Origin of the sequence: Streptomyces sp. NPDC093984 (genome assembly GCF_044764595.1) — a bacterium.
GTDB lineage: Bacteria > Actinomycetota > Actinomycetes > Streptomycetales > Streptomycetaceae > Streptomyces > Streptomyces cynarae.
The window spans coordinates 1,593,636-1,613,122 of the sequence record NZ_JBIWIM010000001.1; the positions used below are offsets into that span (position 1 = coordinate 1,593,636).

At 71.8% G+C, this 19,487-nt stretch carries 18 protein-coding genes, 1 pseudogene and 1 riboswitch; of the genes and pseudogenes, 6 read left to right on the forward strand and 13 right to left on the reverse strand.

The genetic code is table 11. The features are described 5' to 3' along the window. Nucleotide 1: 1 nt before the first annotated feature. The 4 genes from ACIRC0_RS07170 to ACIRC0_RS07185 all read right to left on the reverse strand — a co-directional run bounded on the left by ACIRC0_RS07170 (nt 2) and on the right by ACIRC0_RS07185 (nt 3,501). Complete coding sequence (locus tag ACIRC0_RS07170) at nt 2-910, reverse strand: hypothetical protein (RefSeq protein ID WP_403612349.1); 909 nt, start codon at nt 908-910, stop codon at nt 2-4. A 13-nt stretch (nt 911-923) separates the two neighbouring features. Then, nucleotides 924-1,220, reverse strand: a complete 297-nt coding sequence (locus tag ACIRC0_RS07175) for a DUF4193 domain-containing protein (protein ID WP_003993510.1) — start codon at nt 1,218-1,220, stop codon at nt 924-926. A gap of 389 nt (nt 1,221-1,609) precedes the next feature. Beyond that, nucleotides 1,610-2,842 carry a sensor histidine kinase gene (locus tag ACIRC0_RS07180; protein ID WP_403612774.1) on the reverse strand — a complete coding sequence of 411 codons (1,233 nt, stop codon included), beginning with the start codon at nt 2,840-2,842 and terminating at the stop codon, nt 1,610-1,612. A 5-nt stretch (nt 2,843-2,847) separates the two neighbouring features. Then, entirely contained in the window at nt 2,848-3,501 is a 654-nt protein-coding gene (locus ACIRC0_RS07185) for a response regulator transcription factor (protein ID WP_010353034.1), read from the reverse strand. A 417-nt stretch (nt 3,502-3,918) separates the two neighbouring features. On the opposite strand from ACIRC0_RS07185, the gene ACIRC0_RS07190 reads away from it, so the two are divergent. Beyond that, complete coding sequence (locus ACIRC0_RS07190; protein WP_403612352.1) at nt 3,919-4,092, forward strand: hypothetical protein; 174 nt, start codon at nt 3,919-3,921, stop codon at nt 4,090-4,092. Between the two features lie 212 nt (nt 4,093-4,304). Here ACIRC0_RS07190 and ACIRC0_RS07195 read toward each other — a convergent pair whose 3' ends face one another. Both ACIRC0_RS07195 and ACIRC0_RS07200 read right to left on the reverse strand, forming a co-directional pair. After that, nucleotides 4,305-5,135 (reverse strand): inositol monophosphatase family protein, encoded by an 831-nt coding sequence (locus tag ACIRC0_RS07195; RefSeq protein ID WP_403612354.1) that lies wholly within the window; start codon nt 5,133-5,135, stop codon nt 4,305-4,307. Continuing rightward, the gene (locus ACIRC0_RS07200; RefSeq protein WP_403612356.1) at nt 5,132-6,259 is read right to left on the reverse strand and encodes a ferrochelatase; all 1,128 of its coding nucleotides are present in this window, start codon (nt 6,257-6,259) and stop codon (nt 5,132-5,134) included. The genes ACIRC0_RS07195 and ACIRC0_RS07200 overlap by 4 nt, the downstream gene beginning before the upstream one ends. 38 nt (nt 6,260-6,297) lie before the next feature. Here ACIRC0_RS07200 and ACIRC0_RS07205 point away from each other — a divergent pair. The 3 genes and pseudogenes from ACIRC0_RS07205 to sepH form a co-directional block, all read left to right on the forward strand. Beyond that, nucleotides 6,298-6,547 (forward strand): annotated as a pseudogene (locus ACIRC0_RS07205) (hypothetical protein); the annotation flags it as partial. Then, entirely contained in the window at nt 6,507-7,826 is a 1,320-nt protein-coding gene (locus ACIRC0_RS07210) for a D-arabinono-1,4-lactone oxidase (protein ID WP_403612359.1), read from the forward strand. The pseudogene ACIRC0_RS07205 and the gene ACIRC0_RS07210, both read left to right, overlap by 41 nt. A gap of 467 nt (nt 7,827-8,293) precedes the next feature. Then, entirely contained in the window at nt 8,294-9,331 is a 1,038-nt protein-coding gene (gene sepH, locus ACIRC0_RS07215; protein WP_403612362.1) for a septation protein SepH, read from the forward strand. Between the two features lie 67 nt (nt 9,332-9,398). On the opposite strand, the gene ACIRC0_RS07220 is transcribed toward sepH, so the two are convergent. Beyond that, nucleotides 9,399-10,253: a sulfurtransferase gene (locus tag ACIRC0_RS07220; RefSeq protein WP_403612365.1), complete on the reverse strand. Its 855-nt coding sequence runs from the start codon at nt 10,251-10,253 to the stop codon at nt 9,399-9,401. A 320-nt stretch (nt 10,254-10,573) separates the two neighbouring features. On the opposite strand from ACIRC0_RS07220, the gene ACIRC0_RS07225 reads away from it, so the two are divergent. Then, a complete protein-coding gene (locus ACIRC0_RS07225) occupies nt 10,574-11,389 on the forward strand; it encodes a VOC family protein (protein ID WP_403612367.1) in 816 nt (271 codons plus the stop codon). 19 nt (nt 11,390-11,408) lie between these two features. Here the strand turns inward: ACIRC0_RS07225 and ACIRC0_RS07230 are convergent, their stop codons facing one another. The 4 genes from ACIRC0_RS07230 to ACIRC0_RS07245 form a co-directional block, all read right to left on the reverse strand. Continuing rightward, nucleotides 11,409-12,059 (reverse strand): thymidine kinase, encoded by a 651-nt coding sequence (locus ACIRC0_RS07230; RefSeq protein ID WP_200418488.1) that lies wholly within the window; start codon nt 12,057-12,059, stop codon nt 11,409-11,411. Between the two features lie 102 nt (nt 12,060-12,161). Then, on the reverse strand, nt 12,162-13,352 hold the full coding sequence (locus tag ACIRC0_RS07235) for an alkaline phosphatase family protein (RefSeq protein WP_403612369.1): 1,191 nt from the start codon (nt 13,350-13,352) through the stop codon (nt 12,162-12,164). Then, a complete protein-coding gene (locus ACIRC0_RS07240) occupies nt 13,352-13,939 on the reverse strand; it encodes a DUF5998 family protein (protein WP_403612372.1) in 588 nt (195 codons plus the stop codon). Before ACIRC0_RS07240 ends, ACIRC0_RS07235 begins: the two co-directional genes overlap by 1 nt. A gap of 51 nt (nt 13,940-13,990) precedes the next feature. Further along, nucleotides 13,991-16,804: a GNAT family N-acetyltransferase gene (locus ACIRC0_RS07245; protein WP_403612374.1), complete on the reverse strand. Its 2,814-nt coding sequence runs from the start codon at nt 16,802-16,804 to the stop codon at nt 13,991-13,993. Nucleotides 16,805-16,960: 156 nt separating this feature from the next. Between ACIRC0_RS07245 and ACIRC0_RS07250 the strand changes: the two genes are divergently transcribed. Next, complete coding sequence (locus ACIRC0_RS07250) at nt 16,961-17,242, forward strand: HPr family phosphocarrier protein (RefSeq protein ID WP_103844608.1); 282 nt, start codon at nt 16,961-16,963, stop codon at nt 17,240-17,242. A 298-nt stretch (nt 17,243-17,540) separates the two neighbouring features. Here the strand turns inward: ACIRC0_RS07250 and ACIRC0_RS07255 are convergent, their stop codons facing one another. Together ACIRC0_RS07255 and ACIRC0_RS07260 are read right to left on the reverse strand one after the other, a co-directional pair. Next, nucleotides 17,541-18,236 (reverse strand): GntR family transcriptional regulator, encoded by a 696-nt coding sequence (locus ACIRC0_RS07255; RefSeq protein ID WP_403612376.1) that lies wholly within the window; start codon nt 18,234-18,236, stop codon nt 17,541-17,543. Between the two features lie 224 nt (nt 18,237-18,460). Continuing rightward, the gene (locus ACIRC0_RS07260) at nt 18,461-19,213 is read right to left on the reverse strand and encodes a M23 family metallopeptidase (RefSeq protein WP_403612379.1); all 753 of its coding nucleotides are present in this window, start codon (nt 19,211-19,213) and stop codon (nt 18,461-18,463) included. Nucleotides 19,214-19,225: 12 nt separating this feature from the next. After that, nucleotides 19,226-19,376, reverse strand: a riboswitch (cyclic di-AMP (ydaO/yuaA leader). Between the last annotated feature and the right edge of the window lie 111 nt (nt 19,377-19,487).

Here is a 19,487-nt window from a genome sequence, read left to right on the forward strand (position 1 = left end):
CTCACTCCTCGAGCGGCGAGGGACCCGGTGGCTTCTCCAGCGGCGGCAGCTGCGGCAGTGCCTCCCACGGCACCTGCATCCTGCGCAGGTCCTTGCGGATCCGCTGCGCGACCCTCCGGGTGTCGCGGCGGTTCATGACCGCGCCCACCGCGGCTCCCACCATGAACGGCATCAGGTTCGGCAGGTCCCGCACCATCCGTTTCATGATCCGCTGCCGCAGTTCCCGCTTCATGCGCCCGCCGAGGGCGGCGTCGATCGTGGCGGGGTTGGTCATGTCGATCCCGCGTTCGCCGGCCCAGGACCTCAGATACAGCGTGCTGCGCTGAGCGAGGGTGCCCGGCGGCCGCAGCCCGTACACCTCGTGCAGTTCGGCGATCAGCTTCAGCTCGATCGCCGCGACGCCGGTGATCTCCGCGGCCAGCTCGGTCGGCATGGCAGGCGGCACCGGCAGCATCGCCGCGGCGCCGACTCCGGCCCCTACCGTGGCCGTCGCCCCTGCCGCGCCCGCCACGAGCTTGTCGGCGATCTCCTCGGGTCCGAGGCCGGGGAACTGCCTGCGCAGGGTCTCGAGGTCCCGTACCGGGATGCGCGGGGCCATGTCGATGATCCGGTCGGCGAGATACGCCAGAGCCGCTCTGGCCGCACTGCCGCCCTTGCGGACGCCCTCCCGGACTCCTGTACGGACTCCCACGCGGACGGCGACCGCACGGCGTCGTGCGGCGGGTCCCGGAGGACCGGCCGGCACCAGGGGCCCCGGAGGGGCCGCCGGGGCGTGCGGTTCGAGCGAGGCTGTTCCCTCACCGGAAGAGCCCCGCTCGTCGTCACGTACGCCGTGGGAGCCCTTGTCGGGCTCCTGCTCCGCTCCCCTGCGCGAGAAGCGGCGCTTCCAAGGAGGGGTCGAGCCGGTCACGGCCGACCCTGCCTCAGTCGCAGTCGCGGCAGATCGGCTGACCGTTCTTCTCCCGGGCCAGCTGGCTGCGGTGGTGCACCAGGAAGCAGCTCATGCAGGTGAACTCGTCCTGCTGCTTCGGGAGCACCCGGACGGCCAACTCCTCGTTGGAGAGGTCGGCGCCCGGCAGTTCCAGGCCCTCGGCGGCCTCGAACTCGTCGACGTCTACAGCGGAAGCTGACTTGTCGTTCCGCCGGGCCTTCAGCTCTTCAAGGCTGTCGGAGTCGACGTCGTCGTCGGTCTTGCGTGGGGTGTCGTAATCCGTTGCCATTTCGCTCTCCCCCTCTGGGTGTCTGCGGTGTCTCCAGCGCACGTAACGCGTGAGAGGCCGGACTTGTGCCCGCCTCGAGGCGGAGATTTTGCCTCACATCAAGGTCTGTTACTCAATCGACACCCAACCGGATCCCTCAAGAGTGATCGGCTTGGATGGCGAAGCGGACCGTACACGGTCTCGGTGGCACAGTTCAAAGGCATCTCACCGCGTACTACCCGTGATCAAGGCACCAGAAAACCCGGATATTCCGGCTTTGTGAGCACTCACAGCGTCACGGAGCGTAGGTGGCTGGAAAAATGTCCTTGTGATTGATCACACATGGCGAAACCAGAACCCATGCCCGAAAATTCCGCGCAAAGCGAACGTCGGCTGCGTCCCGGCATCTGTCAGAGCGGCAGGGTGACACGCATCACAAGCCCACCCCCTTCGCGCGGCTGTGCGCTGATGTGGCCGCCGTGGGCGCGCGCGACGGACCTCGCGATGGACAGGCCGAGGCCCACGCCCTTGTCGCTGCCCGTGCGTTCCGTGCGGAGACGTGTGAAGGGCTCGAAGAGGTTGTCGATCTCGTACGCCGGGACCACCGGGCCGGTGTTCGAGACGACCAGTACCGCCTGGCCGTGCTGAGCCTGGGTGGTCACCTCGACCCAGCCGCCCTCCGGAACGTTGTAGCGCACGGCGTTCTGCACGAGGTTCAGGGCGATCCGCTCCAGCAGGACGCCGTTGCCCTGGACGACCACGGGGGCGCGCTCGCCGCGGATCTCGACGCCCTTGGCCTCCGCCTCGGCGTGCACCTGGTCGATGGCCTGGGAGGCCACCTCGGCGAGGTCGACGGGCTTGCGCTCGACGATCTGGTTGTCGCTGCGGGCGAGCAGCAGCAGGCCCTCCACGAGCTGTTCGCTGCGCTCGTTGGTGGCGAGCAGCGTCTTGCCGAGCTGCTGCAGTTCGGCGGGCGCCCCGGGGTCGGACAGGTGCACCTCGAGCAGCGTGCGGTTGATGGCGAGCGGGGTGCGCAGCTCGTGCGAGGCGTTGCCGACGAACCGCTGCTGGGCCATGAACGCGCGCTGCAGCCGCTCCAGCATGTCGTCGAAGGTGTCCGCGAGCTCCTTCAGCTCGTCGTCCGGGCCGTCCAGCTCGATACGGCGGGACAGGTCCGAGCCGGCCACCGCGCGCGCGGTGCGGGTGATCCGGCCGAGCGGCGAGAGCACGCGGCCGGCCATCGCGTACCCGAAGGCGAAAGCGATCACGGCGAGGCCGAGCAGGGCCAGCAGCGACTGGCTGAGCAGGTTGTCCAGGGCGTGCTGGCGCTGCTCGTTCACGCAGGCGTCCAGGGCGTCGTTGAGCACGCTTGCCGAGGGCTGCTGCGGGAGGTTGCAGGTGTCGCTGGCGACCTGGCCCGAGAGGATCTTGAACGGGAGCTCGCTGCCCACGTTGAGGGCGTGCGCCGCGAACAGGTAGATGATCGACAGCAGCAGGATGCCGGCGATCAGGAACATGCCGCCGTACAGCAGCGTGAGCCTTATGCGGATGGTCGGGCGCAGCCAGGGGAACGGCAGTTCCGGCCTGCGGGGGTCCCAGGTGGGCTTGGGCGGTGCCGTGGGTGGTGCGGGTGTCGTGGCCACGGTCATCAGATCCGGTATCCGGAGCCGGGAACGGTGACGATGACGGGGGGCTCGCCGAGCTTGCGGCGCAGGGTCATCACGGTCACGCGTACGACGTTGGTGAAGGGGTCGGTGTTCTCGTCCCAGGCCTTCTCCAGCAGCTGCTCGGCCGAGACGACGGCACCCTCGCTGCGCATGAGGACCTCCAGGACGGCGAACTCCTTGGGGGCGAGCTGCACCTCGCGCCCGTCGCGGAAGACCTCGCGGCGGTTGGGGTCCAGCTTGATCCCGGCGCGCTCCAGGACGGGCGGCAGCGGCACGCTCGTACGCCGGCCGAGGGCACGCACGCGCGCGATCAGCTCGCTGAACGCGAACGGCTTCGGGAGGTAGTCGTCGGCGCCGATCTCCAGGCCCTCCACGCGGTCGCTGACGTCACCGGACGCGGTCAGCATCAGCACGCGCGTGGGCATGCCGAGCTCGACGATCTTGCGGCAGACGTCGTCGCCGTGCACGAGCGGGAGGTCACGGTCGAGGACGACCACGTCGTAGTCGTTGACGCCGATGCGCTCCAGGGCGGCCGCACCGTCGTACACGACGTCGACGGCCATGGCCTCCCGGCGCAGTCCGGTGGCCACCGCATCGGCGAGCAGCTGCTCGTCCTCGACGACGAGTACGCGCACGTCGCTTGTCCTTCCTCTGTCCACCCGGGTGACCCGTTTGCGGGCAGCCCACGGGCAGGTTCTGTCACGGGTTGAGGGCTCCATCCTGCCCTTTTCGACCGTAAACCGGCTGTAAGGCGGCGGGAAGCGGATCCGGGGGGCGGATCCGGAGGTCCGGGAATGCGGAATTTTCTCGCGCGGTTGAGGTTTCCGCGGAAGGGAGCGGGGGGAGGACGGCTTTACACCCCGCGATCACGCTCTGCACGTGGCACACCACCACGTGGCTGCTCACCGCTTCCCGCAGAGCGGGCGTGGGTGTCCGGCACCGTCGCCGCCCAGCCAGGGCTGCGCTGGGCACCCCATGGAGACGTGATCGCCCCTTCCCATACGGCACACCCCCGTGCCACCGACCCACGACCCAGGACGAGGGGGCGCAGCATGGACGCATTCACCGCAGGACTTCTGCAGCGCATACGGGCGACCGAGTCCGACCTGACGCGGGCCCGCGAAACCGGCGACGACTTCCTCGTGGAGGTCGAGCAGTCGGAGCTCGACGACCTGCACCGCCTTGCCGCCGAGCACGGTGTGGAAGTCACGGCGACGCGCGTCTGATCAGCTCGCAGCAGGCGGGGCCCCGGCAGATCCAGGCCGGGGCCCCGCCTCATGCGTACGGGACCCTGCTGCGACGGGATGGCCCTGCGCGGCCCCATGGGCGCGGAAGGCGGTCCCTCCGGCCTCCAAGGGCCGGGTCCGGCCCGCGGCGGGCGCCCTGGCGCCGACCGCCACCGCCCCGGGGCGCACGCGCGGGGCGGGTGGTCAGGTCCTCAGTCGTGCCACGCCCCCAGTTCCTCCAGCCGCGTCTGGAGGTGTTCGAAGAGGGGCGGTGGGGCCGCGATCGTCAGTTCCGGGGAGACCGGCTCCCCGGGGCGGCCGCCGGTCCGGGCGCCCGCCTCGCGGGCGATCAGGTCGCCCGCCGCGTAGTCCCAGGGGTTCAGGCCGCGCTCGTAGTAAGCGTCCAGGCGGCCCGCCGCCACGTCGCACAGGTCGATCGCGGCGGAGCCGCCCCGGCGGATGTCCCGCACCTCGGGGATCATCCGCCGGACCACGTCGGCCTGCCGGGCCTTGCGCTCGGCGAGGTAGCCGAAGCCGGTGCCCACCAGGGCGAGGGCCAGCTCGGGCGCGGGGCGCACGCGCGCGGGGCGGTCGTTCAAGAACGCGCCGCCGCCCAGGACGGCTCGGAAGGTCTCCTGGCGCATGGGCACGTGGACCACCCCGACGAGCGTCTCCCCGTCCTTGCGGGCCGCGATGGAGATCGCCCAGCTGGGCAGCCCGTACAGGTAGTTGACGGTGCCGTCGATCGGGTCGATCACCCACTCGACACCGCTGCTGCCCTCGACGCTGGCGCCCTCCTCGCCGAGCAGGCCGTCCTCGGGCCGGCGGTCGGCGAGCAGCCCGGTGATCAGCTTCTCGGCGGCGATGTCCATCTCGGTGACCACGTCGATGGCGCTGGACTTGGTGGCGGCCACCCCGAGGTCGTCGGGGCGCCCGTCGCGCAGGAAGGCACCCGCGCGCGTGGCGGCCTCCAGCGCGATCTCGAGGAGTTCGGCCTTCAGCCGCTCGGTCGGTTCGGACTGCTCGGTCACGGTGCTCCTCATGCGTACGGGCTGTCGGCGCCCGCCGCGGCGGGCTTGGGGGCGCGGGCCGGGCAGCACCCGACCGGACAGACGTCGTGGCTCGGGCCCAGGGCGCCGAGGGCGCAGGGGGTCACCTGCTGCCCGCGCTCGGTCGCGGCGCGCTCGACGATCAGGTCACGGATCGCGGCGGCGAACCGCGGGTCGGCGCCCACGGTGGCCGAGCGGCGCACCGGCAGCCCCAGCTCCCCGGCCTTCGCCGTGGCCTCCGTGTCGAGGTCGTACAGCACCTCCATGTGGTCCGAGACGAACCCGATGGGCGCCATCACGACCGCCGGGACCCCGGCGCCGTGCAGCTGCTCCAGGTGGTCGCAGATGTCCGGCTCCAGCCACGGGATGTGCGGGGCGCCCGAGCGCGACTGGTAGACGAGCTGCCAGGGGTGGTCGACGCCGGTCCGCTCGCGCACGGCTTCGGCGATCAGCCGCGCCACGTCGAGGTGCTGCCGCACGTACGCCCCGCCGTCCCCGTGCTCCTCGGCGGGACCGGAGGTGTCCGCCGCGGAGGTCGGGACGGAGTGCGTGGTGAAGGCGATGTGCGCCCCGGCCCGGACGTCCTCGGGGAGGTCGGCCAGCGACTTCAGGACGCCCTCGACCATCGGCTCCACGAAGCCCGGATGGTTGAAGTAGTGCCGCAGCTTGTCGACCCGCGGCAGCTCGAGGCCCTCGGCCTCCAGGGTGGCCAGGGCGCCCGCGAGGTCCTCGCGGTACTGACGGCAGCCGGAGTACGAGGCGTAGGCGCTGGTGGCGAGGACCAGGATGCGGCGGTGGCCGTCGGCGACGATCTCGCGCAGGGTGTCGGTCACATAGGGCGCCCAGTTGCGGTTGCCCCAGTAGACGGGCAGGTCCAGGCCGTGGTCGGCGAAGTCCTTGCGGAGGGCGTCGAGCAGGGCGCGGTTCTGGCTGTTGATGGGGCTGACCCCGCCGAAGAGGAAGTAGTGCTGCCCCACCTCCTTCAGACGCTCCTTGGGGATGCCCCGTCCCCGGGTCACGTTCTCCAGGAACGGGACCACGTCGTCCGGGCCCTCCGGGCCTCCGAACGAAAGGAGCAGCAGGGCGTCGTACGGGCTGGCGTCGAGTGCGTCGGGCATGTCTCCGATCCTGCCACCCGCCACCGACAGGAGGACCGGCCACCCACCGCCGACGATTGCTGGGCGCATGTGCCGAGGCCGTGAGTATGATCCCCTTCCTACTGGTCGGAAACTTACTGTCTCCGGTCATGGCGCTGTTCGTTGCGGGCCGGTCCGTCGCACCCTCGGTGATCACAACGGCCCTCGCCGAACGGGCCGTACGGGCGTCACCGGCCGGGCAGGCCGGATCCGCGGCGGGGAGGGTCCCATGAGCACCACAGTGAGCGGGAAGAACGGCACGTGGCGTAACTGGGCGGGGAACGTCACCGCCCGGCCCGTACGGGCGGTGACCCCCGCCTCGGTCGAGGAGCTCTCCGCCGCCGTGCGGAAGGCGGCCGAGGACGGGCTCAGGGTGAAGGCCGTCGGCACCGGACACTCCTTCACGGCCACCGCCGCCACCGACGGCGTGTTGATCCGCCCTCAACTGCTGACCGGGATCCGCGGCATCGATCGTGCGGCCGGCACGGTCACCGTCGAGGCGGGCACTCCCCTCAAGAGACTCAACACGGCGCTCGCGCGCGAGGGACTGTCCCTCACGAACATGGGCGACATCATGGAGCAGACCGTCTCGGGCGCCACCAGCACCGGGACGCACGGCACCGGCCGGGACTCCGGCTCGATCGCCGCGCAGATCAAGGGGCTCGAACTGGTGACGGCGGACGGCTCGGTGCTCACCTGTTCGGAGCGGGAGAACCCGGACGTCTTCGCGGCCGCCCGCATCGGCCTGGGCGCACTCGGGATCATCACCGCGATCACCTTCGCGGTGGAGCCCCTCTTCCTGCTCACCGCCCGCGAAGAGCCGATGCCCTTCGAGAAGGTCCTCGCCGAGTTCGACGAACTGTGGGCCGAGAACGAGCACTTCGAGTTCTACTGGTTCCCGCACACCGGGAACACCAACACCAAGCGCAACAACCGCAGCCTCGGGCCCCGCCGGCCGATCGGGCAGGTGAGCGGCTGGTTCGAGGACGAGTTCCTCTCCAACGGCGTCTTCCAGGTGGCCAACTGGGTCGGCCAGGCCGTGCCCGCCACGATCCCGGCGATCGCCCGGATATCGAGCCGCGCCCTGTCGGCCCGTACGTACACCGACATCCCCTACAAGGTCTTCACCTCCCCGCGCCGGGTGCGGTTCGTGGAGATGGAGTACGCCGTCCCGCGCGAGGCCCTGGTGGAGACGCTGCGCGAACTGAAGGCCATGGTCGACCGGTCGGACCTGCGCGTCAGCTTCCCCGTCGAGGTCCGCACCGCCCCGGCCGACGACATCGCCCTGTCCACGGCGTCCGGCCGGGACAGCGCCTACGTCGCCGTACACATGTTCCGCGGGACGCCCTATCAGGCGTACTTCACCGCCGCCGAGCGCATCTTCACGGCGCACGAGGGGCGCCCGCACTGGGGCAAGGTGCACACGCGCGACGCGGAGTACCTGGCCAAGGCCTACCCGCGCTTCGGCGAGTTCACCGCACTGAGGGACCGCCTCGACCCGGACCGGCGCTTCGGCAACGACTATCTACGCCGGGTGCTGGGGGACTAGAGGGCTTCGCCCGGCCGGAGCACCGCGAGTTGAGGGGCGCTCAGAAAGACGGCGACACCCGAAGCGAATCGTTCCGTTTCTGCCGGTCAGATGAAGTACGCCACGTTTGAGGGCCGCGAAAACGGCACACCGGACGGCCAACTCGTACCCCTTGCCAGAACTTGGGCGGCGTGCCGATCCACGCGCGTGGCCCGAATGGAGTACTGTTGCGAGCCCTGGGTCCGGTCTCCCGCCAGGGTGTCCGGGGCCTTGCTGGACCGCCGGGAGGGGGCTAGTTGCACAGGGTGACAGAGTTGGTCACTTTGCGTTGCGAATAGGTAACCGTGCCATAACGGCGATCCAGGGCCCGTGCCCGACACGCCGGGCAACTCGGCAAGGTTGTGGCAGGCTGCACCCGGGCAGGCCACACTCGACTAGCGGAAGCAGCGACGCACGTGACGTCGGCAGGCACCACCCGGGAGGTCCCCATGCCCGAACTGCGTGTCGTGGCCGTCTCCAATGACGGCACACGGCTGGTGCTGAAGGCTGCGGACAGCACGGAGTACACGCTTCCGATCGACGAACGGCTCCGCGCCGCCGTGCGCGGCGATCGTCCCCGCCTCGGCCAGATCGAGATCGAGGTGGAGAGCCATCTCCGCCCCCGCGACATCCAGGCCCGGATACGTGCCGGTGCGTCCGCGGAAGAGGTCGCCCAGCTCGCCGGCATCCCCGTCGACCGCGTGCGCCGCTTCGAGGGCCCCGTACTGGCCGAGCGTGCCTTCATGGCCGAGCGGGCCCGCAAGACACCCGTGCGCCGGCCCGGGGAGAACACCGGTCCCCAGCTCGGCGAGGCCGTCCAGGAGCGGCTGCTGCTGCGCGGCGCCGAGAAGGACACCGTCCAGTGGGACTCCTGGCGCCGCGACGACGGCACCTGGGAGGTGATCCTGGTCTACCGGGTGGCGGGCGAACCGCACTCGGCGACCTGGACCTACGACCCGCCCCGCCGCCTCGTCCAGGCCGTCGACGACGAGGCGCGCGCGCTGATCGGCGAGTCCGACGACCTCGCGGCGCCCGAGCCGAGCTACCCCTTCGTGCCGCGGATCGCGCGTCTGCCCCGCGAGGGCCGGCTCGACCGCGCCCCGGAGCGGCAGACGGACCGTCCCGCGCTGCCGTCGCAGGCGACCGAGCCGGCGGAGGAGACCACCGGCGAACGGGACTCGCTCACCAGCCTCCTGGAGGCGGTGCCGAGCTTCCGCGGCGACCTGGTGGTGCCCGAGCGGCCCGCCGAGGAGCCGGAGGAGCCCGTCCAGGAACCCGCGGCGGAGGAGCCTCCCGCGCCCGCGGCCTCGGCCGGATCCGCGTACGCGGACGTTCTCATGCCGCGCACCGTCGGCAGCCACCGCGACCGGCTGATCGGCGCGACGGACCGCCAGGCCGAGGCGGACGGTGTCCGCCCGGGCCGCAGAGCGGCGGTCCCGAGTTGGGACGAAATCGTGTTCGGTACACGCCGCAAGAAGCAGGAGTAGCCGGACCGGGACACAGGCTCTGACGGGTGGGGTGTACGTCGAGTTGGCGTACACCCCACCGCCACACTCACTGCGGGTGGGGGCCCACCGCCACGGGGCGGTTGCCGTCAGACGACCACTCCGACCACGACCCCACGTACAGCGCGGCCGGGATGCCCGCGAGCGTCAGCGCCAGTACCTGCTGGGCCGCGGAGACGCCCGAGCCGCAGTACACGCCGACCTCGGCGCCCTCGGTGACGCCGAGTGCCTTGAAGCGCTCGGCGAGCTTCTCCTCGGGCAGGAAGTGGCCGGTTTCGGTCAGGTTCTGCGCCGTCGGCGCCGACACCGCGCCCGGAATGTGTCCGCCCACCGGGTCGATCGGCTCGACCTCGCCCCGGTAGCGCTCACCGGCCCGCGCGTCCAGGAGCAGCCCCGTCCGGGCGAGCGCCGCCGCGCCGTCCGCGTCGAGCAGCGGCAGCGCGCCCGGTGCGGGCCGGAAGTCGCCCGGCGCGGGCGCCGTTTCGATCCCGGAGGCCAGGGACCCCTCCCAGGCGGGCAGACCGCCGTCCAGCACCCGCACATCCGGGTGACCCGTGAAACGCAGCAGCCACCACGCGCGCGCGGCGGCCCAGCCCTGCCCGCCGTCGTACACCACCACCGGCCGGTCCGAAGAGACGCCGGCGGCCCGCATCGCCGCACCGAAACGCTCGATGTCGGGCAGCGGATGCCGACCGGCCGGCCCCGGCGGATCCGCGAGATCGGTGTCCAGATCGACGAAGACGGCCCCCGGAATGTGCCCGGCCGCGTACTCGGCACGGCCGTCGAAAGGCGCGGCGCCGGCCGCCGTCGCGGTGCTCAGCTGCCAGCGGATGTCCAGGAGCGTCGGCGGCCGCGCTCCCGCCAGTTCGCTCGCGAGTTCGGATGCGGAGATGATGGCCTTCATGGCCCCATCCTCGCGCATGGGGTGGCCCTCTCGCCCAGGTCCCGCTACCCTGCTCCGCCGGACAGGTCCGATCACCCGCTGTACGGGATCGGACACATGCTGTACAGCCGATGGGACCGCACACGGCGATCACACCGCGAAGCACGAGCACCGTCCCATCGAGCCCTGTGGCCGGGAGCCGTACCGCACGGCGCGGCCGGAGCCCGTGGTGCGACCGGTGGTGCGACCATCGGCGCGGACCGTGCCCCGCGCCCACCCGGCGCAGGTGCACGCGGGCGGAAGCTGAACGGCCACCACGAAGGGCCGGGGAGAGAGTGACGATGATCGAGGCACCGGGGTCGGCGGGCCTGACCGGCACGGCGCACGAGAGGCCGGCGCCCGGCGCACCGTGCTGGGTGAGTCTGATGGTGCACGGGATGGACGCGACCCAGGAGTTCTACCGGGCACTGTTCGGCTGGGAGTTCCGCCCGGGACCGCAGCAACTCGGGCCCTATGCGCGGGCCGTGCTGCACGGCTATGAGGTGGCGGGCATCGGCCAACTGCCGCCGGACCGCCATCTCCCGGTCGCCTGGACGCCGTACCTCGGCTCGGACGACGTGGACGCGACCGCCGAGGCGGTCCGCAGCTGCGGCGGCACGGTGGGGGTCGGTCCCCTGGACGCCGCCGAGGCGGGGCGGCTGGCGATCGCCTGCGACCCGATGGGCGCGGTCTTCGGCATCTGGCAGGCGGCCGAACACCTCGGCACGGGCCTGACGGGCGTCCCCGGCACTCCTGCCTGGAACGAGCTGCTCACCTACGACACGGCGAGCGTCGCCACGTTCTACCGGACGGTCTTCGGCTACGAGGAGGAGCCGGTGGCCACCGCCGACTGCGACTACCGCACCCTCAACATCGGGGGCCGTCCGGTCGCCGGCATCCACGGCGTCGAGCAGGCCCTGCCCCGCGACCGGGGCCCGCACTGGATGACGCACTTCCAGGTCGAGGACGCCGACGCGGCCGCCGAGCGGGTCACCGAGCTGGGCGGACACGTCGTGAGTCCCGGTCGCAGCACCGCACTGGGCCGTATGGTCGCGGTCGCGGATCCGGAGGGAGCGACGTTCTCGGTGGTGAGCCCGCTCGACCGAGCCGTCTCCTGACGGGTGAATCGCCGGGGCGTCAGATGGACGACACCGGCAGGACGTCCGGGGAGAGAGCCGCCGCGCGCGCGGCGGCCGCCGTCATACGGCGCCGGTGGTGGCGGCGGCACAGCACCTCGTAACCGATCTCGTCCGCCGACTGGGTCACGTCGCCCACGACGACCTGGGCGCCCTCGACCACCATCTCGCCGCCCACCGTGCGGGCGTTGTGCGTCGCGCGGGCGCCGCACCAGCACAGCGCCTCCACCTGGAGGACCTCGACCCGGTCGGCCAGCTCCACCAGGCGCTGCGAGCCGGGGAAGAGCTTGGTACGGAAATCGGTCGTGATACCGAAGGCGTAGACGTCGAGACCGAGGTCGTCGACCACGCGGGCCAGCTGGTCTATCTGCTCCGGCGCCAGGAACTGCGCCTCGTCCGCGATCACGTAGTCCGCTCGCCCGCCCTGGGAGAGGTGGTCGACGACGTGGGCGTACAGGTCCTGTCCGTCGCCCACCTCCACCGCGTCGGTGACCAGGCCGAGGCGGGAGGAGAGCTTGCCCTCGCCCGCCCGGTCGTCACGGGTGAAGATCATGCCCACGAGGCCGCGCGCGGAGCGGTTGTGCTCGATCTGGAGAGCCAGTGTCGACTTCCCGCAGTCCATGGTTCCGGAGAAGAACACCAACTCGGGCATGGGTGATTGAGGCCTTTCGGGCGGGGCGGAGGGCATGGGGGATCTTCAGAGCGTACTGGGCGCGCGGGCGCGCGCCACGCTCGGGTGGCGGTCAGGTGGAGGTCAGGTGCGCACTTCCAGCAGGGGCACCAGCTGTTCCACGGCCGTCATCGAGCCGTGGTTGCCGACCATGGCCGATTCCTTCGGCTCGCGCTCGGAGGCGATGATCAGCACGTCGTCACGGGCCGCCGCGACCACGTCGCCGATGCGCGCGTACACGCGGTCGTCGACGTGCGGGCCGAACCAGCCCGCCGCGATCGCCTCGTCCCGCGAGGCCACCCAGAACTGCTCGCCGAGGACCTCGCGCCAGCAGGTCAGGACGTCGTTCTCGGCGCCCGGCAACGCGTAGACGTGCCGTGCGCGCCCCTCGCCGCCGAGCAGGGCGACGCCGGCGCGCAGCTCCCAGTCCTCGTCGAAGTCGATGCGGTGCCGCTCGTCGAACGGGATGTCGAGCATGCCGTGGTCGGCGGTCACGTACAGGGCGGTGCGCGGCGGCAGCTGCTCGGCCAGGCGCTGGACCAGCCGGTCGACGTACATGAGCTGGCCGCGCCAGGTGTCGGAGTCGACGCCGAACCGATGGCCGGCGCCGTCCAGCTCGGAGTAGTACGTGTACACCAAGGAGCGCTCCCCGGCGCCCAGTTGCTCGGCCGCCAGGTCCATGCGGTCCTCGCCGGTCAGCTTCCCGCGGAACGTTCCGCCACTGAGCGCGACCTTCGTCAGCGGGGTGTTCTCGAACGCCGGGGAGGACACCTGTGCGGTGTGCACACCGGCGTCGTGAGCGAGCTGGAAGACGGTGGGGTACGGCTGCCAGACCTGCGGCGCGGTCCACGGCTGCCAGCGCAGCTGGTTCATCAGCTCCCCGGTGTCCGGGTTGCGCACGGTGTAGCCGGGCAGGCCGTGCGCGCCCGGGGGCAGGCCGGTGCCGACGGAGGCCAGCGAGGTCGCCGTGGTCGCCGGGTAGCCGGCGGTGATGGGCCGCCCGGTGCCGCCGCGGGAGGACGCCAGGAGCGAGGTCATGAAGGGCGCCTCGTCGGGGTGCGCCCTCAGCTGCTCCCAGCCGAGCCCGTCGATCAGGAAGACGCAGTTGCGGTCGGCGCCGGTCAGTTCCGGTATGGCGGCATTCTGACCCGGCACCCCCATGCCCGCCGCCAGGGTGGGCAGGAGATCGGCCAGCGAGCCCGAGCCGTACTCGGGGACGGGCGCGGAGCCGAGGGCCAGCGGCTCCGGGTGGTCGGCCCAGGCGGGGAGTGCCATCAGCGGGAGTCGTCCGCGGTCGCCTCGGAGAGGGCCTGTGCGAAGACGAGCGCCTGGCGCACCGTCTCCGGGCCGTCTCCTGCCTCGCTGACACGCAGGCTCAGGTCGTCCGCCGTCGAGCTGCCCGTGTAGCCGTGGTCGGCCTCGCAGTTGGGGTCGCCGCAGGCGGCGGGCTCCAGGTCGATGCGGGAGACGGCGCCCCAGCCGATGGTCAGGACGACCTCGCGGGGCAGCGTGCCCGGTGTGTACGACTCCGGGTTGGCGACGACGCGGCTGAGGACGACCGAGGCGATCCGGCCGAGCTTCACGGATTCCGTCGACGTCGTCGCGTACGGCGTCGGGGAGGTGTCGTCCGCGGCCTGTTCGTCGGTGTGGCTGACGATGAACCGGGTGCCGGTGAGGACCAGCACGGTCACGTGCCGGCGCACCTCGTTGGCGTCGAAGGTGGTCTCCTGGTGGACCAGGTACGACCGGATGGGCTCGCCGCCCACCGCGGCTTCCACCGCCTCGGCCACGAGCGCCGGGTAGTAGCCGCTGCGCTCGATCGCCGCGCGCAGCCCCTGGGTCGTCGTACTGGTCTTGGCCATGCCGTCCATCCTACGGGGGCGCGCTGACTGCGAGGCACCGCTCGCCGCTGCTCAGTACACCGGGAGCCTGCGGGGGCCGAGGTCGTCGCGGGCGGGCGGGGGCGCGAGCCGGACGGTGGCGCCGAGCACGCTCAGGCCGCGCGGGGCGACCACGACGGGCTCCAGGGTGACCGCGACGACCTCGGGATGGTCGTCGACCAGCCGTGACACGCGCAGCATCAGCTTTTCGAGGGCGGGTGTGTCCACGGGGTCGGAGCCGCGCCAGCCGAACAGGAGCGGCGCCGTCCGGATCGACCGGACCAGGGAGGTGGCGTCGCGGTCGGTGACGGGAACCAGCCGGTGCGCCATGTCGCCGAGCAGCTGGGAGGCGGCCCCGGCGAGCCCGAACGACAGGACGGCCCCGGCCGCGGGATCGATGACGGTCCGTACGAAGGTGTCGACGCCGCGTGGCGCCATGCCCTGCACGACCGGGCGCAGTTCCTCCGGCTTGCCGAACAGGGACGTCAACTCCGCGTACGCCCTCAGCAGTTGCTCCTCGTCGGCCAGGTCGAGGCGTACGCCGCCCAGGTCGGCGCGGTGGCGCAGATGCGGGGCGGTGGCCTTGAGGGCCACCGGGTAGCCGATCGTGCGGGCGGCCCCGAGAGCGGCCTCGGGGGTGGGAGCGGGCAGCGCCCGACGGACGTGGATGCCGTAGCGCGCGAGCAGGTCACAGGTCTCGTCCGTGCCGAGTGTGAGCCCCTGGCCGCGCGCGAGCAGGCCGTCGATCAGCTGGGCGGCGCCCTTCTCGTCGATGTCGTCGAACTCGGGCACCTTCCCCGGCTCGGCGGCCTCCCGCCGCCACTGCGCGTACTTGACGGCTTCGGCGAGGGCCCGGACGGCGCGTTCGGCGGCGGGGTAGGCGGGGATGAGCCGGGAGTCCGCCGGCGCCTCGGTCGCGGGCGGCGGTACCGCGTCCGCGACCTCCGGGTGCAGTCGTTCCGCGGCGCCCGCCTGGGGACCCGTGCTCGCGGCGGCGGACAGGGCCTCCGCCAGCCCGCCCAGCTCCACGTGCACCACCAGCACGGGCTTCGCGGGAGCCACCGCGGCGGCGGACCTCAACGCCTCGGCCAGCTCCGCGTCCCTGGGCGACGTCTCCCCCACCGCCGGTATCGCCGTCACGACCACGGCATCGCAGGAGTCGTCGGCCAGCGCGCCCACCAGCGCCCGGTGGAAGTCCTCGGCCGACGCCTCCGTCGTGAGATCGAGCGGCGGCGAGGGCCGCAGGCCCTCCGTGAGGCAGGCGTCGTACGTCAGCAGCCCGAGCGACTCCGAGTTCCCGAGGATCGCCACCCGGGGCCCGGCGGGCAGCGGCTGGCGGGCCAGCAGCAGGCCCGCGTCCACCAGTTCCGTGATCGTGTCCACCCGGATCACCCCCGCCTGCCGCAGCAGCGCGGACACCGTGGCGTGCGGCAGCCGTGTGGCCCGTACCGCGTGCCCCTGCGGCGCGCCCCCGTGCCGCGCGCCCTGGACCACAACCAGCGGCTTGGCCGCCGCCGTGCGCCGGGCGAGGCGGGTGAACTTTCGCGGGTTGCCGATGGTCTCCAGATACATCAGGGCGACATCGGTGTCCGGGTCGTCGTACCAGTACTGGAGGACGTCGTTGCCGGACACGTCCGCCCGGTTCCCGGAGGAGACGAAGGTCGAGACACCCGTGACGCCGGTCACACCTCCGCCGCGCCGATGCAGCCGTGACAGCAGGGCGATCCCGATGGCGCCCGACTGGGCGAACAGTCCTATGCGCCCGGGGCGCGGCATCTCGGGGGCGAGGGAGGCGTTGAGCCGGACCTGCGGCGAGGTGTTGATGATTCCGAAGGCGTTCGGCCCGATGATCCGCATGCCGTACGACCGCGCCTGCCGCACCAGCTCCCGCTGCCGCTCCCGCCCCTCGGGCCCGCTCTCGGCGTACCCGGCGGAGACCACCACGAGCCCCTGCACCCCGTGCTCGCCGCACTCGGTGACGACCTCGGGGACGTGCTCGGCGGGGACCGCCACCACGGCGACGTCGACCGGCTCGGAGATGTCACGGACCGAGCGGTGGGCGGGGACGCCGTCGAGCTCCTTCCGGTCTGCGGCGAACGCCCGGTTCACCGCGTACAGGCGGCCGGTGTATCCGCCGTCCCTGAGGTGGTCGAGAACGCTGCGGCCCACTCCCCCGGGCGTACGGCCGGCGCCGATCACGGCGACCGCGCCGGGTGCGAGCAGCCGCTGCACGGACCGCGCCTCGGCCCGCTGCTCCCGGGCGCGCTGGACGGCCAGCGACCGGTCGGTGGGCTCCAGGTCGAACTCGAGGCGTACGACACCGTCCTCGAAGCTGCGCTTCTGCTGGTACCCGGCGTCCGTGAACACCTTGATCATCCTGGTGTTGGCGGGCAGCACCTCGGCGGCGAACCGGCGGATGCCGCGCTCCCTGGCCACCGCCGCGATGTGTTCGAGCAGGGCGGAGGCGACGCCGCGTCCCTGGTGCGCGTCCTGCACCAGGAAGGCCACCTCGGCCTCGTCGGCAGGCGAGGAGGCGGGCAGGCCGTCGGTACCGATGCGGTCATAGCGTACGGTTGCGATGAACTCGCCGCCGACCGTGGCCGCGAGTCCCACCCTGTCCACAAAGTCGTGGTGCGTGAAGCGGTGGACGTCCTTGGCGGACAGACGCGGGTACGGCGCGAAGAAGCGGTAGTACTTCGACTCGTCCGAGACCTGCTCGTAGAAGCTGACGAGGCGCTCGGCGTCATCGACGGTGATGGGCCTGATGCGCGCGGTGCCGCCGTCGCGCAGCACCACGTCGGCCTCCCAGTGGGCGGGGTACTCGTGCCGGTCCGACGTGGTCTGCATGGGCCCCAGAGTAAGGCTCGCGTCCGTAGGCGGCGCGAGGCAGGCTGAGGGGACCGGTCCCGGCCCGCCGGGGACGGGACGATGCCCTTCCCGGGCACGCTTCACCTATGGAACACTGGTCTAGACAACCCTGATACACCTGAAGGGCAGCAACACATGGCTGAGCGCCGCGTCAACGTCGGCTGGGCCGAGGGTCTCCACGCCCGCCCCGCCTCCATCTTCGTCCGGGCAGCCACGGCCTCCGGCATCCCGGTGACGATCGCCAAGGCGGGCGGCACCCCCGTCAACGCCGCGTCCATGCTGGCGGTTCTGGGCCTCGGCGCCCAGGGTGGCGAGGAGATCGTCCTGGCCTCCGACGCGGAGGGTGCGGACGCCGCGCTCGACCGTCTGGCCAAGCTGGTCGCCGAGGGCCTCGAGGAACTCCCCGAGACCGTCTGACCCTTCGGGCAGCAGCACCCCGCTCCAGCCGCGTCGCCTTCATGGCGGCGCGGCTTTTGTCGTTGCCGGGCATGCTCCCGTCCGGGAGGGCGAGAACCGGCGACGACGGCAGTCCGGCGCAGGGAACGGCGAGAAAGGCGCACGCAATGAAAAGGGCACACGGCGCATTCGTCACGCACGACTAAATTCACAGACGACGCACCGGAACGGCGCACGCCGAATTTAAGGACGCACGCCGAAAACAGGCAGCCGAAAATAGGCCTCAGCCGAATATCCCTCTTTGTATACGGTGCCTGTGTTAAAGCCGGAGCGCCGACGTGTTTACGGGGTGTTGCGAAGTCCTCACACGGTCCGGGCGGTCCGTCCCGCCGGGAAAGCGGAGCCGGTGCGCGGCCGTGGAGCGCTCCGTGTGCAGCGCCGTGATCGCCCGCGCCCGCTCGCCGTCCCCGCGCGCGACGGCGTCAACGATGCCGCCGTGCTCGGCCCAGGACTCCACGGGGTCGGCCGGCGCGTCGACCGCGTACATCCATGTGATCTTGTGCCGCAGCTGGGCGAGCGTCGAGGTCAGCGCCGGGCTCCCGCAGGCCTGCGCCAGCGTCTCGTGGAACCAGCCGCCCAGGGAGCGCAGATCCTCGCTGTTGCCCCTCCTGGCCCGCTCCTGGCCCAGTCTGACCAGGCCGCGCAGCACCTTGAGATGGGCCTCGGTACGCCGCTGCGCGGCCCGCGCGGCCCCGAGCGGCTCCAGCAGCATCCGCATCTCCAGCAGGTCGGCGGCCTCCTGCTCGGTGGGTTCCGCCACGCACGCGCCCGCGTGCCGGCGGGTGACGACGAAGCCCTCGGCCTCCAGGGTGCGCAGCGCCTCGCGCACGGGGACGCGGGAGACGCCGTAGCGGCGTGCGAGGAGTTCCTCGGTGAGTCGGCTGCCGCGCTCGTAGACACCCGCGACGATGTCATCACGGATCGCCGTGCAGACCGAGTGCGCCGGAATACGCATGACCGACCTCCGCCTTAATCCCCGCGAAACGTACGCGATTGACGCGTGTTCAACCGACTCTATTGCAGTGGGCCGGAATTTCCGACGGCGGGCCGGAATCCAGGGATTTTTTTTGGACACACAGCCGTTCGAAAGCCGACGACGGCCCCGGCTGAAGCCGACGACGGCCCCGGCTGATCAGCCGGGGCCGTCGGGTGCGGGCGCTACTGTCGCGGGCGCGGCCGTCAGACGTTCACGCCGTGCGAGCGCAGGTAGGCGACGGGGTCGATGTCCGAGCCGTACTCGGGAGTGGTCCGGGCCTCGAAGTGCAGGTGCGGCCCGGTGGTGTTGCCGGTGGACCCGGCGAGGGCTATCTGCTGGCCGGGGGTGACGTGCTGACCCACGAAGACGCCTATGGACGACAGGTGGCCGTACTGGGTGTAGGTGCCGTCGTTCATCCTGATGACGATCTGGTTGCCGTACGCGCCGCCCCAGCCGGTCTGGACGACGGTACCGGCGCCGACGGCGTGCACGGGCGTGCCCGTGGCGGCGTGGAAGTCGATGCCGGTGTGGGAGCCGGAGGACCACAGGGAGCCGCCGGTCTTGTAACCGGTGGAGACGAAGGAGTTGGAGATCGGCGGCACGAACGCGTTGAGACGCCTGCGCTCGGCCTCGCGTGCGGCCCGCTCCTTGGCCTCGCGCTCCTGGCGGGCCTTCTCGGCGGCCTTCCTGCGCGCGGCCTCCTCGGCCCGCTTCTGTTCGGCGGCCTGCTTCTGGGCGGCGGCCTGTGCGCCGATCTTCTCCGCGACCGAGTCACCGAGGGTGAGGGCCTGGAGCAGCCCGGTCTGCTCGACGGGGGCGCCGGCGGCGTGGGCCGGGGCGGCCAGGGTGCCGATGACACCGGTGGTGGTGAGCGCTGCCACGCCGACGGCGTTCGCAGTCGTACGCTTCACACGGCTCGGGCGACGGTGCTTCCCGGTGGCGCAGGTGAACGCCATGAAGTGGCTGGTCCTTTCCTTCCCTCTCGCCTACCGGGTTAGCTGACGGGTTCGGAGCAGGAAGGTCTCCTACGGGCTCGCGCCCGATTCACCCCAGGGACTGTGGTTTTGGGTCCCCGGCTCCCCTGGCTCGCGCCGTACGGGGACTCGGCGATGACTGTCCGGTGCCGCGGGTGCGGCGCACTGCCTGACGGACAGCCCGAATGACGCTAAGCGGACCGTCTTTCAATCAGCAAACGCAGGACGGGGTTTGTAGCGCATCCCACAGGGCAGA